At 67.5% G+C, this 14434-nt stretch carries 14 protein-coding genes; 5 read left to right on the top strand and 9 right to left on the bottom strand.

The genetic code is table 11. The features are described 5' to 3' along the window. Positions 1-196 precede the first annotated feature (196 nt). From ACZ5ZX_RS12820 to cmtR, 3 genes are read right to left on the bottom strand one after another with little or no spacing between them, the layout of a single operon-like run. Positions 197-808, bottom strand: coding sequence for a class I SAM-dependent methyltransferase (locus ACZ5ZX_RS12820; RefSeq protein ID WP_465502156.1), 612 nt, complete (start codon positions 806-808; stop codon positions 197-199). Positions 809-818: 10 nt separating this feature from the next. Beyond that, positions 819-1487: a cation efflux transmembrane domain-containing protein gene (locus tag ACZ5ZX_RS12815; RefSeq protein WP_465502155.1), complete on the bottom strand. Its 669-nt coding sequence runs from the start codon at positions 1485-1487 to the stop codon at positions 819-821. Continuing rightward, on the bottom strand, positions 1484-1825 hold the full coding sequence (gene cmtR / locus ACZ5ZX_RS12810; RefSeq protein ID WP_465466105.1) for a Cd(II)/Pb(II)-sensing metalloregulatory transcriptional regulator CmtR: 342 nt from the start codon (positions 1823-1825) through the stop codon (positions 1484-1486). The genes ACZ5ZX_RS12815 and cmtR overlap by 4 nt, the downstream gene beginning before the upstream one ends. 496 nt (positions 1826-2321) lie before the next feature. Here cmtR and ACZ5ZX_RS12805 point away from each other — a divergent pair, with 496 nt between their 5' ends. Genes ACZ5ZX_RS12805 through ACZ5ZX_RS12790 form a run of 4 tightly spaced genes read left to right on the top strand, consistent with a single transcriptional unit; the run spans position 2322 to position 7214 of the window. Then, positions 2322-3743 carry a family 2B encapsulin nanocompartment shell protein gene (locus ACZ5ZX_RS12805; protein WP_465502154.1) on the top strand — a complete coding sequence of 474 codons (1422 nt, stop codon included), beginning with the start codon at positions 2322-2324 and terminating at the stop codon, positions 3741-3743. Beyond that, entirely contained in the window at positions 3740-5128 is a 1389-nt protein-coding gene (locus ACZ5ZX_RS12800) for a family 2B encapsulin nanocompartment shell protein (protein ID WP_465502153.1), read from the top strand. The genes ACZ5ZX_RS12805 and ACZ5ZX_RS12800 overlap by 4 nt, the downstream gene beginning before the upstream one ends. 53 nt (positions 5129-5181) lie before the next feature. Next, positions 5182-6045, top strand: coding sequence for a geranyl diphosphate 2-C-methyltransferase (locus tag ACZ5ZX_RS12795; RefSeq protein ID WP_465502152.1), 864 nt, complete (start codon positions 5182-5184; stop codon positions 6043-6045). Between the two features lie 29 nt (positions 6046-6074). Beyond that, positions 6075-7214: a family 2 encapsulin nanocompartment cargo protein terpene cyclase gene (locus ACZ5ZX_RS12790; protein ID WP_465502151.1), complete on the top strand. Its 1140-nt coding sequence runs from the start codon at positions 6075-6077 to the stop codon at positions 7212-7214. Here ACZ5ZX_RS12790 and ligA read toward each other — a convergent pair. From ligA to ACZ5ZX_RS12775, 3 genes are all read right to left on the bottom strand, one after another. After that, entirely contained in the window at positions 7211-9202 is a 1992-nt protein-coding gene (ligA, locus tag ACZ5ZX_RS12785; RefSeq protein ID WP_465502150.1) for an NAD-dependent DNA ligase LigA, read from the bottom strand. The genes ACZ5ZX_RS12790 and ligA overlap by 4 nt on opposite strands. A gap of 52 nt (positions 9203-9254) precedes the next feature. Continuing rightward, positions 9255-10352: a calcium:cation antiporter gene (locus ACZ5ZX_RS12780; RefSeq protein ID WP_465502149.1), complete on the bottom strand. Its 1098-nt coding sequence runs from the start codon at positions 10350-10352 to the stop codon at positions 9255-9257. Between the two features lie 1004 nt (positions 10353-11356). Continuing rightward, entirely contained in the window at positions 11357-11602 is a 246-nt protein-coding gene (locus ACZ5ZX_RS12775) for a hypothetical protein (RefSeq protein WP_465502148.1), read from the bottom strand. Positions 11603-11920: 318 nt separating this feature from the next. On the opposite strand from ACZ5ZX_RS12775, the gene ACZ5ZX_RS12770 reads away from it, so the two are divergent. Next, positions 11921-12409 carry a hypothetical protein gene (locus ACZ5ZX_RS12770; protein ID WP_465502147.1) on the top strand — a complete coding sequence of 163 codons (489 nt, stop codon included), beginning with the start codon at positions 11921-11923 and terminating at the stop codon, positions 12407-12409. Between the two features lie 46 nt (positions 12410-12455). Here the strand turns inward: ACZ5ZX_RS12770 and ACZ5ZX_RS12765 are convergent, their stop codons facing one another. The 3 genes from ACZ5ZX_RS12765 to ACZ5ZX_RS12755 form a co-directional block, all read right to left on the bottom strand. After that, entirely contained in the window at positions 12456-12917 is a 462-nt protein-coding gene (locus tag ACZ5ZX_RS12765) for an OsmC family protein (RefSeq protein WP_465502146.1), read from the bottom strand. Next, a complete protein-coding gene (locus tag ACZ5ZX_RS12760; protein ID WP_465502145.1) occupies positions 12914-13549 on the bottom strand; it encodes a GntR family transcriptional regulator in 636 nt (211 codons plus the stop codon). Before ACZ5ZX_RS12760 ends, ACZ5ZX_RS12765 begins: the two co-directional genes overlap by 4 nt. Before the next feature lie 71 nt (positions 13550-13620). Beyond that, positions 13621-14382: an IclR family transcriptional regulator gene (locus tag ACZ5ZX_RS12755; RefSeq protein ID WP_465502144.1), complete on the bottom strand. Its 762-nt coding sequence runs from the start codon at positions 14380-14382 to the stop codon at positions 13621-13623. Positions 14383-14434 lie beyond the last annotated feature (52 nt).

Genomic DNA, 14434 nt, shown 5'->3' with positions numbered 1-14434 from the left:
CGGACGCCGCTGCCCCACCCAGCCCACCTCTCACCGAAGATCAACGAGACACGGCATCAAACCACACCCCAAGGTCATTCTGTTAGGACCTCTTAGGTACCTACATCGGGCGGCACGCGTGATTGAACGGAGGGCACGCGTGACTGAACGGAGAGCACGCGTGCCCTCCGTCGGATGAAATTCCCATGACAGCCGTTCACTTGCGGGCGACGAGTCGTTCCACCAGTCCGAGCTTGAACCGTTCCCGGTTCTCGACGGTCAGGCCGAGTGCGTCGAGCTTCTCCGCCGGGCGGCGAAGGAAGTGTTCACCCGCCATCGGCACGGTGATCTTCTCGGTGAGCCATTGCAGGCCGCGGATCGTCCGCGACGAGCTCGCGATGTGGTCGAGAAGGATGAGCCGTCCACCTGGCCGGAGGACGCGGCTCATTTCCCGCAACGCCTTGTCGTGGTCGGGGATGGCACAGAGCCCGAGCGTGCAGACCACGGTGTCGAACGAACCGGTCTCGAAGGGCAGGTCGTGGGCGTCGGCCCGCCGCAGCGTCACCGGGTGGCCCAGACGTTCGGCGCGGCCGCGGGCGATGGCGAGCATTCCGTCGCTGAGGTCGATGCCGGTGAGGGTGACGCCGTCGGGATAGAGCGGCAGGTTCAGCCCTGTCCCGACGGCGACCTCGAGGACGTCGCCGGTGGCCTGGCCACAGGCCCATGCCCGGGAATCGCCGAACAGCTTCCGGTCGAGGAACTGCATCTCCCGGTCGTAGTTCCGGGATTTGCCGTCCCAGTACCGGTTCCACCGCGCGGGCCGGGTCATGGCGCTCCTCTCAGCAGCAGTGCTCTCCGCGCCAGGCCTCGCGGCCCTCCTTGACGGCGACGGCGGCGATGACGAGCGCGACCAGCGGGTCTGCCCAATACCAGCCGAGGAGGCTGTTGAGCAGCAACCCGACGAGCAGCACACCGGAAAGATAGGTGCAGAGCAAGGTCTGTTTCGAATCGGCGACGGCACTCGCGGAGCCGAGTTCCCTTCCGGCGCGACGCTGGGCGTAGGACAGGAACGGCATCACGACCAGCGAGATCGCCGCCAGCACGATGCCGACGGTGGAGTGCTCGGCCTGGTCGGCGCCGAACAGGGTGCGCACAGACTCGACAGTGACGTACGCGGCCAACGCGAAGAAGGACACCGCGATGACCTTGAGCGCGGTGCGTTCACGGGCTTCGGGGTCCGCGCCCGAGAACTGCCAGGCGACCGCCGTGGCGGAGGCGACCTCGATGACCGAGTCCAGGCCGAAGCCGATCAGCGCGGTCGAGGAGGCCATGGTGCCTGCCGAGATGGCGACGACCGCCTCGATGACGTTGTAGGTGATCGTCGCCGCGACCAGGAGCCGCACCCGGCGCGACAGCTGGGCGCGCCGGTCCGGGGCGAGCGTGGATGTCGTGGTGCAGCAGCCATCCGTGCAGCCACCGGTCTCGAGAGGAAGAGCGCGCTCGGTCATCGGAGCACCCGGAGGCTGGTGTCGTCGTCGACGCAGGGCTCGGCCGTGTCGACGGCGAGCACGACCTGCACCAGTTCACGGAGTGCGCGGGCGAGATGCTCGTCGGCCAGTGCGTAGCGGACCTGCCGTCCTTCGTAGGTGGCCACGACCAGTCCGCAGCCCCGCAGGCAGGCGAGGTGGTTCGACACATTGGACCGGCTCAGTCCGAGCTGTCCGGCCAGCTGACCGGGGTAGCTCACACCGTCGAGCAGGGCGACCAGGATCTTGCACCGGTTCGGGTCGGCGAGGGCACGGCCCAGCCGGGCGAGCGCGGCACCGTGGGTTTCACACGTCAGCACAGCCAGAACAGTACAGCGGACACTGATAGGTCAGCAAGCGCTGAACAATGATCGGCGCGTACAGGATCGGCGGCACCACCTCAGGGTGACTGACCCGACAGAGTGTCCGAACGCGACCCTCTGTCTCGTCGCTGTCTGTCAAGTCGCCGCCGGACACGTACCGAGAGGTGACCCGAAAGAGATCGTCCGCCCCACTCAAACGGCCGCACGACTGACACCGCCGGGAGTTGCGCGGCGGTGTCGCATAACACCTGAGAACAATCTCTGGGCTAAGTGCGTGAGCCGTTTTTATGGGCGAGTGACGTTTCCGAAATATTTCGCGACAATGGTCTATTCGGCATTCGGGTGGCCTTTTTTCATTACCCGAAAGTGCGCTTGTGCGGGCAAAACACCTTGCTATGTTGATCCCTGCGGGGCCGTCACCTCGGGGAATATCGGCACTCCGCGTTTTGTGGATCTTGTTTGTTCGCATGACTATCGAAGGGTGGACCTTGCTGTGACCGTGACCGAATCGGACACTTCCGCCGAAGGTGTCCAGGGGCCGGGAAATCCGCAGCTGAGTTTGGGCCGGGCCGCCGCGCGCAACCTGGCGACCACGACCAAATCCGTCCCGCAGATGCAGGGCATTTCGTCCCGGTGGCTGCTGAAGATGCTCGAATGGGTTCAGGTCAACGGCGGAGCTTACCGGGTCAACCGGCGGCTCAATTACGCGGTCGGCGACGGGCGGGTGTCGTTCTCGAAGACCGGGTCCCAAGTGAGCGTCGTCCCGGCGGAACTCGGGGAACTGAAGCCGCTCAAGGGTTACGACGACGAAGAGGTCCTCGCCGAACTCGCCCGCCGCTTCGAACAGCAGGAGGTGGCCGCCGGCGACGTGCTCGTCGAGTTCGGGCACCGCGCCGACCGGGTCTACCTCATCGCGCACGGCAAGATCACCAAGACCGGCCCCGGTCCTTACGGCGACGAGACCGCGCTCGGCGTGGTCAAGGACGGCGACTACTTCGGCGCGCAGACACTCGTCGCCGACGACGGCATCTGGGAGTTCACCGCCAAGGCGGCCACCGCCTGCACCGTGCTGACGCTGACCCGCCAGGCCTTCGAACGGATTCTGGAGCAGTCCGAATCACTGCAGGCCCAGATCGAGCAGGCAACGCAGGACACCGGGCGCGCCAACGACTTCGGCGAGGCCGAGATCGACATCTCCTCCGGCCACGACGGCGAGCCGCTGCTGCCGGGCACCTTCGTCGACTACGAGACCTCACCGCGGGAATACGAGCTGAGTGTCGCCCAGACCGTGCTACGGGTACACAGCCGTGTCTCCGACCTCTACAACCAGCCGATGGACCAGACCGAGCAGCAGCTCCGCCTGACCATCGAGGCGCTGCGTGAGCGGCAAGAACACGAGATGATCAACAACTCGGACTTCGGCCTGCTCCACAACGCCGACTTCGCCCAGCGGATCCCGACGCGCACCGGCCCGCCGACTCCGGACGACTTCGACGACCTGCTCGCGCTGGTGTGGAAGGAACCCGGCTTCTTCCTTGCTCATCCGCGCACGATCGCGGCGTTCAGCCGCGAATGCAGCAAACGGGGTATCTACCCCACCGGCGCCGACCTCGGCGGGCACAAGGTGCCGTCCTGGCGGGGGGTCCCGATCCTGCCGTGCAACAAGATCCCGGTGAGTCAGAGCAACACCAGTTCCGTGCTGCTGATGCGCACCGGTGAGAAGAACCAGGGCGTGGTCGGCCTGCGCCAGATCGGCCTGCCCGACGAGTACGAGCCGGGACTGAACGTCCGCTTCATGGGTATCTCGGAGCAGGCGATCATCTCCTACCTCGTCAGCACGTACTACTCCGCCGCGGTTCTCGTGCCGGACGCGCTGGCCGTGCTCGAAGCCGCCGAACTCGGTCGCGAAGGATGACCGCCACGACACCGGCGACCGACCGGCGGCTCAGCCTCGGCCCCGCGGCCGCGCGGAACCTCGCGACGACCACCAAAACGCGGCCGCAGATGCAGAGCATCACGCCGCGCTGGCTGTTGAAGATGCTGCCCTGGGTCGAGGCGAGTGGTGGCACCTTCCGGGTCAACCGGCGGCTGACCTACGCCATCGGTGACGGGCGGGTGAGCTTCACCAACGTCGGCACCGAGGTCCGGGTCGTCCCGCAGGAGCTGTCGGAGTTGGCGCTGCTGCGGGGTTTCGACGACGAGGACACGCTCACCGCGCTCGCCGACCGCTTCGTGCAGCACGAGTACCGGCCCGGTGACACGATCGTCGGCCACGGCACCCCGCTCGACGAGGTCGTGCTGGTCGCGCACGGCAAGGTCGCCAAGATGATGCCGGGTGAGTACGGCGGCGAGGCGACCGTCGGCAGCATGGCCGACGGTGATCACTTCGGTGAGGAAATGCTCGCCGGGATCGACCGGAACTGGCCGTACACGGTCAAGGCCGTCACCCCGGTGACCGTGCTGACCCTGCGCGCCGAGGACTTCGCCGACCTCAACGGCCGTTCCGAGGCGATGCGCAGTCATGTGCAGGGCATGCTGGCGCGCGGTACCCAACCCCAGAACGCCAAGGGGGAAGCGGAGATCGGGCTGTCGTCCGGGCATGACGGCGAGCCACCGCTGCCGGGCACGTTCGTCGACTACGAGATCTCGCCGCGCGAATACGACCTGGCCGTCGCGCAGACGTCGCTGCGGGTGCACACGCGGGTCACCGATCTCTACAACGGGCCGATGGACCAGTTCGACGAGCAACTCCGGCTGACCGTGGAGGCATTGCGGGAGCGGCAGGAGCACGACCTGATCAACAACCGCGAGTTCGGGCTGCTGCACAACGCCGACCTGAAGTCGCGGTTCCAGACCCGGTCGGGCCCGCCGACACCCGACGACATGGACGAACTCGTCAGCCGCCGCCGCAAGACGAAGTTCTTCCTCGCCCATCCGCGCGCGATCGCCGCGTTCGGCCGGGAATGCACGCGCCGCAGCCTGTACCCGGAGGGCACCACGGTCGACGGCAAGGTGGTTGCCGCGTGGCGCGGGGTGCCGCTGCTGCCCTGCGACAAGATCCCGATCACCGACGCGGGTACGTCGTCGATCCTCGCCATGCGGACCGGCATGGAGGACAACGGCGTGATCGGGCTGCACCAGACCGGCCTGCCCGACGAGTACGAGCCGGGCCTGAACGTCCGCTTCGACGGAATCACCGAACAGGCCGTGGCCACCTATCTGGTCAGTACCTACTACTCCGCCGCCGTGCTCGTGCCCGACGCGCTCGGTGTCCTGGAGAACGTCGAGGTCGCGCGGTGACCCCTCGATCCACGTCGACACCGAACTTGAACGCCCGAGAAAGGACCACACACGTGACAGTCGCTCGTATCCCCGCTCCCACCAAGGTTCTGCGCACCGAATACCAGAAGTCGGTGGCGTCGTACTGGAACAAGGAGAAGGACCCGGTCAACCTGCGGCTGGGCGACGTGGACGGGCTCTATCACCACCACTACGGGATCGGCGAGGTCGACTGGTCGGTGCTGGAAGGACCGGAGAGCACCCGCGACGAGCGGATCATCGCCGAGATGCACCGGCTGGAGACCGCGCAGGCGGACGTCCTGCTCGATCACCTCGGTGACGTCAAACCGGACGACCGGCTCCTCGACGCCGGCTGTGGACGCGGCGGGTCCAGCATCATGGCCAACGCACGGTTCGGCTGTCACGTCGACGGGATCTCGATCTCGGAGAAGCAGGTCGAGTTCGCCAACCACCAGGCGGAGATCCGCGGGGTCGCCGACAAGGTGCGTTACCACTTCCGCAACATGCTCGACACCGGCTTCGAAACCGGCTCGCGCAAGGCGATCTGGAACAACGAAAGCACCATGTACGTCGATCTCCACGAGCTGTTCGCCGAACACGCGCGGCAGCTGGAGTTCGGCGGTCGCTACGTGACCATCACCGGGTGCTACAACGACGTGACCGGTGGGCGATCCAAGGCCGTCGCGCAGATCGACCAGCACTACACGTGCAACATCCATCCGCGCAGCGAGTACTTCAAGGCGATGACGGCGAACGGTCTGGTGCCGATCTCGGTGGTGGACCTGACACCGGACACGATCCCGTACTGGGAGCTGCGGGCGAAGTCGTCGGTGGCGACCGGGATCGAGGGACCGTTCCTCGACGCCTATCGCGAAGGCAGTTTCCACTATCTGCTCATCGCCGCGGACCGGGTCTGAACCCTGCCGAGAGCATCGGAGTGACTGCGATGACGGAACATGGCGCCCTGGCCACGCTTCTGGCCGGGCCGAGTGGACTGGGAACGTCCGCCGCGCGCCTGGCCGCCCGGCTCGCACCCACCCCGGCGGTGGCGGAGACCCCGCTGCCGCCGGGGCCCGAAACCGGGCTGGACCCCGGGTACGCGTACCGGCCGTGGGGTGACGGATCGGCGCCGCCGCTGTACTGCCCCGTCACCGAACGGATCAACGATCCGCTCGCGGAGGAGGTCGACCGGCGGCTGGTCGCGTGGGCGGGGGAGTGCGGCTTCGACGAGGAGGAATGTGAGCAGATCGGGAAGGCGGGCTTCGGCAGGCTGGTCATGCTCGCCCACCCGGACTGCGAGGATCCCGACCGGCTGCTGATCTCCGCGCGGCTCAACGCGGCCTGGTGGGCGGCGGACGATCTGTACGCCGACGACACCTCGCTCGGTGCGGTTCCGGCGGAACTGCCGCCGAAGCTCGCGCTGGCGATGGCCGCCATGGACCCGGTGCCGTCGCTGGGCGAATTCAGCCGCGACCTCGACGAAACGCTACGGAACGACCGGGTTCTGGTGGCACTGAACTCGGGGACGGACTTCCTGCGGCGAGCCGGGACCGCCGCCCAGGTTCAGCGCGTCTGCTATTCGACCTTCGCGATGTTCGTGAGCTGGACCGCCTATGCGGCATGGCGCCACAGTGGGAAATACCCGCCGGCGTGGGAGTACCTCGCGGCGCGGCAGCACGACAGCTTCTACACGTCGATGACGCTGATCGACGTCCTCGGCGGCTATGAGCTGACGTCGAATCTCTATTACGACCCGAGGGTCCGCGAGGCGGCGATCCAGGCGGGTACGGCGGCCGTGCTCGTCAACGACGTGCATTCGGTCGCCAAGGACCTGGAGGACGAGTCGCCGCCCTGCAACGCTGTCCTGCTGATCGCCGGAGACCGGAAATGCTCGATCGAGGAGGCCACGGCGATCACCGTCGAATTGCACAACGACGTCGTCCGCGACTTCCAGGCGGCGCACGAGCGGTTGAGCGGGGTTCCTTCCGTTGAACTGCAACGGTTTCTGCGTGGGCTGCGGGGGTGGATGGGCGGCGGGTTCGAATGGCACTCGACGAGCCCTCGGTACCGGACGAAGCCCAGCTAGACGACGCCTGCCGCGATCAGCTGCTGCCAGATCACCCCCTGGTCCACTACCTCGACTTCGAGTTTCTCGGCCTTGGTGATCTTGCTCGCCCCGACGTCGGCGCCGGTGATGAGCATGTCCGTATTCGCCGAAACCGACGACGCGGTGGTCGCGCCCGCCTTCTCGCACAACCGCTGGAAGGTCGGGCGCGGCACCTTCTCGCCGGAGCGGGGGTCACTGATCGACCCGGTGACCACGACGGTCTTGCCCTCCAGCGGCGCGCCGGCCACGACGACCGGCGGAAGGTCCTCTTCGCGTACGTCCAGCGAGACACCGACCTCCCGCAGCCGCTCGAGTTCGGGACGCAGCCGGGTGAGGTGCTCGATCAGCGAGGCGGCCACCTTGGGGCCGATGTCCTCGACCGCCACGAGCCCCTCCTCGCCCGCCTCGACGACCGCTTCCAGCGAACCGAAACCGGCACGGCACAGCCGCGCGGCCGTACCCTCGGAGGCCATCGGGATCGCCAGCCCGATCAGCGCCCGGCGCAGGCCGACGGCCCGGCTCGCGTCGATCGACTCGATCATGCGGGTGGCGGAGATTTCGCCGATGCGGTCGAACTCCAGCAGCCGTTCTTTCGTGAGCCGGTAGAAATCCGACGGGTGTTCGAGGATGCCGGCCTCCGCGAGCCGCTCGATCCAGACTCCGCCGATCGCGTCGATATCGGCCGCGGCCCGCGAGGACCAGTGGATCAGCCGCCGCACGGTCTGGGCGGGGCAGGCGAGGTTGGTGCAGAACAACTCCCGGCTGTTGCCTTGTTCGGTCAACGGCTCTTCGCAGGAAGGGCACACCGACGGCGGCACGATCTCGCGCTCCTCGCCGGTGCGCTTGGCGGCGTCCAGGACACCCGCGACGAACGGGATGACGTCGCCGGCGCGGCGCACCAGCACGGTGTCGCCGATCTTGATCCCGCGGGCCCGGATGACCTCCTGATTGGCCAAGGTCGCGCGGGTGACGGTGCCCCCGCCGACGAACACCGGCTCCAGCCACGCCACGGGAGCGATTTTGCCGGTCTTGCCGACATCCCAGACGACATCGGTGAGCACGGTCGTCTTCTCCTCGGCGGCGAACTTGAAGGCCATCGCGCCGCGCGGTGAACTCGACCGGGTCCCGGCGGCGGCGTAGGCGTCGCGATCCGCCAGGCGCAGCACGGCACCGTCGAGGTCGTAGTCGAGCTCGTTGCGCTGCTGTTCGATGGTCGTGATGACGGCTTGTGCCGCCTCGGCGTCCTCGCAGTGGCGCATGTCCGCGGCGGTGAACCCGAGCGTCCGCAGCGCACCGTCCAGATCGGTTTCCGCACTCTCGGGTTCGGTGGTCAGGTCGAAGGCGAAGAACCGCAGACGTCGTTCGGCGACGGTGGCCGGGTCCTTGGCACGCAAGGTGCCAGCGGCGGCGTTGCGCGGGTTGATCAGCGGCTTGTCCGGATGCGCCTTGTTGTAGGCGGCGAAGGTGGAGCGCAGCATGACCGCCTCGCCGCGCACCTCGACCCGGCCGGGCGCGTCGACCTTGTCCGGGACGCCGTCGGTCAGCGCCCGCACCAGCATGGTCACGTCGTCGCCGGTGGTCCCGTCACCCCGGGTCACCGCTCGCGCGAGCCGCCCGTTCTCGTAGACCAGTGCCAGCGACAGGCCGTCCAGTTTCGGCATGACCACCACGGACTGGCCGGGGAAGCGGGCGAAGAACGCCGCGACCTGCTCGGGTTTGGTCGCCTTCTCCAGCGACAGCATCGGACGCGAGTGCCGGATGGGGGCGTGCAGCACGGCGGGCGCGCCGACCTGGTCGAGTGGGTTCGGATCCGGGGTCAGCTCGGGGTTGGCCTCGATGAGCCCCCGCAATTCGTCCTCGATCGCGTCGTAGTCGGCGTCGGCCACCTTCGGCGAGCCCCGGTAGTAGGCGTCGCGAAGGACGACGATCTGATCGGCGAGTTCCTGGATGCGGTCCCGAGCGTTCACGGGGCAGAGATTACCCGTGACCTCCGACAGAACAGCGTCCGAAGAGGACGTGTCACGGGTTGATGGCAAGCACGAGGAACGAGGCCAGCAGCACCAGGTGCACGCCACCCTGCAGACGGGTGGCGCGTCCGGGGACCACGGTGAGCACGCTGACCGCGATCGTCAGCGCGAGCAGCACGATGTGGGTCGCACCGAGGCCGAGCAGCAGTGGTCCGTCCAGCCAGATCGACGCCAGCGCGATGGTCGGGATGGTGAGCCCGATACTCGCGATCGCCGATCCGTACGCGAGGTTGAGGCTGGTCTGCATCCGGTCGCGCCGGGCGGCCCGCGTCGCGGCCAGTGTTTCGGGCAGGAGCACCAGCAGGGCGATCACGACACCGACGAACGACTGCGGGAAACCGGCCGCGCGGACCCCCGCCTCGATCGCGGGCGATTCGACCTTCGCCAGTCCGACCACGGCGACCAGCGCGACGAGGAGAAGCCCGAGGCTGGCCAGCGCGGCCTTGTTCGTCGGCGGCTCGGCGTGCACTTCCTCCTTGACGGAGCCGTCGGTGTCCACCGGCAGGAAGAAGTCGCGGTGGCGCACCGTTTGAGTGAGCACGAAGAGACCGTAGAGCAGCAGGGAGGCGATCGCGGCGAAGGTGAGCTGCGTGCCGCTGAAGGCCGGGCCCGGGGTGCTGAAGGTGAACGTCGGCAGCACGAGGGTGACCGACGCGAGCGTGGCGACGGTGGCGAGCGCGCCGCCGCTGCCTTCGGGGTTGAAGTGCGTTTCGCCGTAGCGGCGGGCGCCGACCATGAGCGAGATGCCCACGATGCCGTTCGTGGTGATCATCACCGCGGCGAACACCGTGTCGCGGGCCAGCGTTCCGGCCTCGGGTCCGCCGGAGGACATCATCGTGACGATCAGCGCGACCTCGATGACCGTGACCGCGATCGCCAGCACCAGCGAGCCGAAGGGTTCCCCGACGCGATGCGCGACCACTTCGGCATGGTGGACCGCGGCCAGCACGGTCGCGCCGAGGGCGATCGCGACGATGGCCACCGGAACCGCGCCCAGCTCACGGCCCCAGCTCAGTGCCAGCACCACTATGGCGAGGACCGGGGTGAGGGTCGTCCAGGACACGGGGAATCGGCTGCTGGTGGTGGCCATGACGTCACCTTCGCACACCCTGCGTGACATCGCCGCCCAGCGGACTCGTGAGTGGTGATGGTGCCATTCCTTGCTCTTAGGTACAGGGTCCCGGCGAAGGCGAGGTGGGTACGCCTGATTCTGGACGCTGGCGGGGCCTTTAGCCGTCCACAACGGGCATCGTCGAGCGATTAAGGGTCAGATTGATGTCGCTATGTACGTTTCTGCGAGGGGTCGTGAGTGCTAATGAGGGTTATTGACAGGGAGGGCGAATATGGCGTGATCGGCTCGTTGCCGTGAAGGTCCCCTTGCTCGCCCTGAAGGTCAATGCCAGGAACTTAAGGTCGGTGGCGTGATGCTGTTTTGGCGTGTTTTCACTGGTCGGGTGGTCCGGCTCCAGCGGGTACCGGGCGTTCGGGCGGCGCTGGTTCGCGGACGAGGGTTGGTGGGTCCGTGAAGGCCTCCTTGAGGGACTCAGAGTCCCTCAAGGAGGCCTTCACAGACTTGGAAATACGGGCAAATGCTACTCAAACGGACAATTTACCACGGTAAGCGTCCTTTATGGACGATCAGGGAAACCTCAGGCACTGTCGCTTAAGTTCCTGGCATTGGCCCTGAAGGTGGTGAGGAGGCCTTCGCTACCTGGTTGCAGTCAGGTCCCCTCCGCTGAGGCATGGCGCGTCCTTTATGTCTAAAGGAGCACTGTCAGGCGACTCCGTGTCCGATTTTTAACTGTATGCGCGGTTTCGAGTGGGGTCGTGAGTGCTAATTAGGGTTAGAACACCACTTAGCACTCACGACCCCCTTGGGAAACCGCGCAAGTTGCCCAAATCGGGCACATATGTCTCGAAAAGTGTCCCTTATGGACAGTCAAGAGCCGGGTGCTGGAGCCCGTTCCGCCACCACACGGCCTAATGGTCGAGCCGACCAGTAGTTATGCGACTTTTTGCCGGGCCCTGCCGTCCGCTACCGGCTCGCCTGCCCGTAGCTACCAAAACACCGACGGCTCCAACCGTCATCACTACTCACGAGACGTGAGCGCCGGGGACCTTGACCGTGATCCACCGGTCGGACGCCACGATCCGCTGCAGCCGGAAGCGGCAGAGGGCGTGGAACATTTCGCCCAGCTCCTCGGCGTCGATCCGCCCTTCGAGGTCACGCCTGCTCGCGTTGAGCACCCGGCTGATCACCGCGGCCGGCAAGCGTCCGCCGAACTCGCCCATCAGCCAGACCCCGATTTCGCCGATCTCGTCCGTGCACTGCGCGGTCATCAGCCCGACCTCTCTGCGTCGATGTGTCGCCGGTTACTCGGCGACAGTGCGACTCGCCATGGCGAACCTCATGACGGAGAACACGTGAGATTGCACCGCTCGGCCCAACGGGCTGGTTCGGTCGGACCTGGGCGCGGACGGTTGCACGGAATCGTGTAGCGGCCCCGAGTGATCTCCGGGAAAACCCCGATGTGATCGACATCGACCTGTGTCAGCCTCGATGGTGACCATTGTGGACAGTGCCGAAAGGAGAGTACACGCGTAGTGACCCCACCAAGGGATGAAGAGACCGCGAGGTGGACCGCGGAGTTGACGGCCTTGACCGAGCTTTACCGGGCGGCGGAGGCAGCGGGTTCAGGGGCGGCGGTGTCGCACGAAGGGTGGCATACCGGCGCACGGATCGGGACCAGCACGGGGAACGGACGGTTGCTGGCCTACCACGACTCGGGTCCCGAGGCGGAGTGCGTTTTCCGGGAGGGGGAGCGCACCCTGTTCAACATCATGAGTGGTGGATACGGCAACGACACCACCGAGCGAGGCTTCGCGGTGTGGAGTTCGCGGCCTGGTGTGCTCGGGGCGGTCGACGCAGGGGTGAGCAGGCTGGAGGTGGCCGACGCGGACGGCGTCGTCGTCCCGGCGGAAATCGTGGCCCACACCTTCGCCGTCGATGTGGATCTGGGTCCGGCACCCCGGACGGTCGACGAGGTCTTCGCGCCGTGGGAGCCACCCGAGCTGACGGTCCGGGTGTACGGCGAGGGCGACGCGTTGCGGTACGAAGGACCGCTGCTCGCACCTAGCCGGTCTTGACGAAGCGCGGGTGCCGGGCGATACCTCGGCCGGCACCCGCACCCGCTCACGAAACGGCGATGACCGGCTCGTGCCGGACGGGGAAGTTCACCGAGTTGGCGATGAAGCACTTGTCATGCGCCTGCTTGTGCAGCGCTTCGACCCGCTCGATCGCGGCAGGGTCGGCGAGGGTCACCTCCGGTCGCAGCACGACCTCGGTGAACCGGCCGCTGTCGCCCGGCTCCTCCCGCATGACACCGCTGGCGGCGTCCACGTAGCCGGTCACCGCGACCCCATCCCGCGCGCACAGCGACAGGAAGGTGAGCATGTGGCACTCCGACAGGGAGGCGACCAGCAACTCCTCCGGGTTCCACCGCTCGGGCGTGCCGCGAAAGGCGGGGTCGGCACTGCCCTTCAGCGGCGGCTTGCCGTCGACGATCACGTCATGGTCCCGGCCGTAGCCGCGGTACCCGGCCCCCGTGTCGCCGCTCCAGCGCACCGTGACCCGATAGTCGTGCTGCCTGTTCACTCTTCTGCTCCTTGTTCGGTGAGAACGGACATCGTGGCCAGGACGTGCTCACGCGCCTGGGCGGCGGCCTCCGCCGGATCGCCGCCGGTGATGGCTTCGATCAACCGCCGGTGCTCGCCGTCCACCAGGACCGGCCGGGCGGGCACGGACAACGAGGCCCGCGTGGAGACGGTGATCTGGTCCCAGATCCGGTCCAGCACCTCCAGTACCGCCTGGTTGTCCGCGAGCGTGGCGACGTACCGGTGGAACTCCTGGTTGTGCCGGACGCCCGCGACGAGATCCCCTCGCCGCGTCGCCTGATCGGCCAGATCGGCGTGTTCGGCGAGCCGGGCGAGGCTCGCCGGTGACAGCTCGCCGTCCCGCTGCCGTCGCGCGGCCAGCTCGGCGGTCAACGCCTCCAAAGAGGCGCGCATGAGGTAGACGTCCCGCAGTGCCTTGGTGTCCAGCTCGACCACTGTCACGCCGCGCCGTGCCGGACGTACCAGGCCGTCGCTCTCCAGCCGTCGCAACGCTTCCCGCACCGGAGTGCGGCTGACGCCGAGCCGTTCGCACAGCTCCAGCTCGGTGACCGGCCGGCCGGCGGGATACGTGCCGAGCACGATCAGGCCGCGGACCTCCTGATAGACATCCATTGCATGCAATGTATACAAAGTAGACGCCCAGCGGAAGGGGCCCGGTACGGTTCGCTTTCCGGGGAGCCGCCTCAGCGTCCGCGATAGCCCAATCCCGCCGAAACCTGCTGTGCGGCGCGGCCGACCACCCCGGTCAGGCCCCGCATCCGGGCGGTGGGCATGTACGGCCGGGTCGCGGACACGCTGACGGCGCCGGCGATCTCGCCGGTCGCGTCCCGGATCGGCGCCGCCACGCAGCGGATCCCCGGTTCGTTGTCTTCGAGATCCAGCGCCACCCCGGCCTCCGCGTACTCCCGCATGCGCTCGAGGAACGCTTCGAGGTTCTTGGGCCGGACCTGGTCGGGTTCCGCGGGCGCCTCCGCCTCGTATCGGGTCCGCCATTCCGGCGCCGAGTCCAGCAGCAGTGCCATGCCGACGCCGGTGCGGGTCAGCGGCATCCGGTGCCCGATCCGCGACCGCATCTCCGCACCACGCGAGCCCGGGAGTTTGTCCAGGTACAGCACGGAATCTCCGTCCCGGACCGCCAGGTGCACCGTGTCGCGCAGCTGGGCGGACAACTCCTCCAGCACCGGCCTGGCCACCACCGGCAACGGATTGCCGTGCAACGCCTGGAAGCCGAGTTCGATCAGGGTGGGGCCGAGGGTGTAGCCGTCGCGCCCGCCACGCAGGTAGCCCTCGCTGACCAGCAGCTGGACCAGCCGGTGCGCGGTACTGCGCCCGAGTCCGGTGCGGTCGACGAGGGAACGCAGATCGGTCGCACCCTCGGCGACGGCGCGGATCACCGCGAGGCCGCGGGCGAGGGTCTGGGTTCCTGGCGGTGCTGTTTCGGCCACGGGGCGATCCTACATATAGGGACGCCGTTCGCATTATCGGGAATCGGGCCGC

The organism is Amycolatopsis sp. NPDC033938 (genome assembly GCF_055575975.1).
The sequence above is the reverse complement of the archived record's forward strand: the minus strand, read 5'-3'. Positions and strand labels throughout refer to the sequence as shown.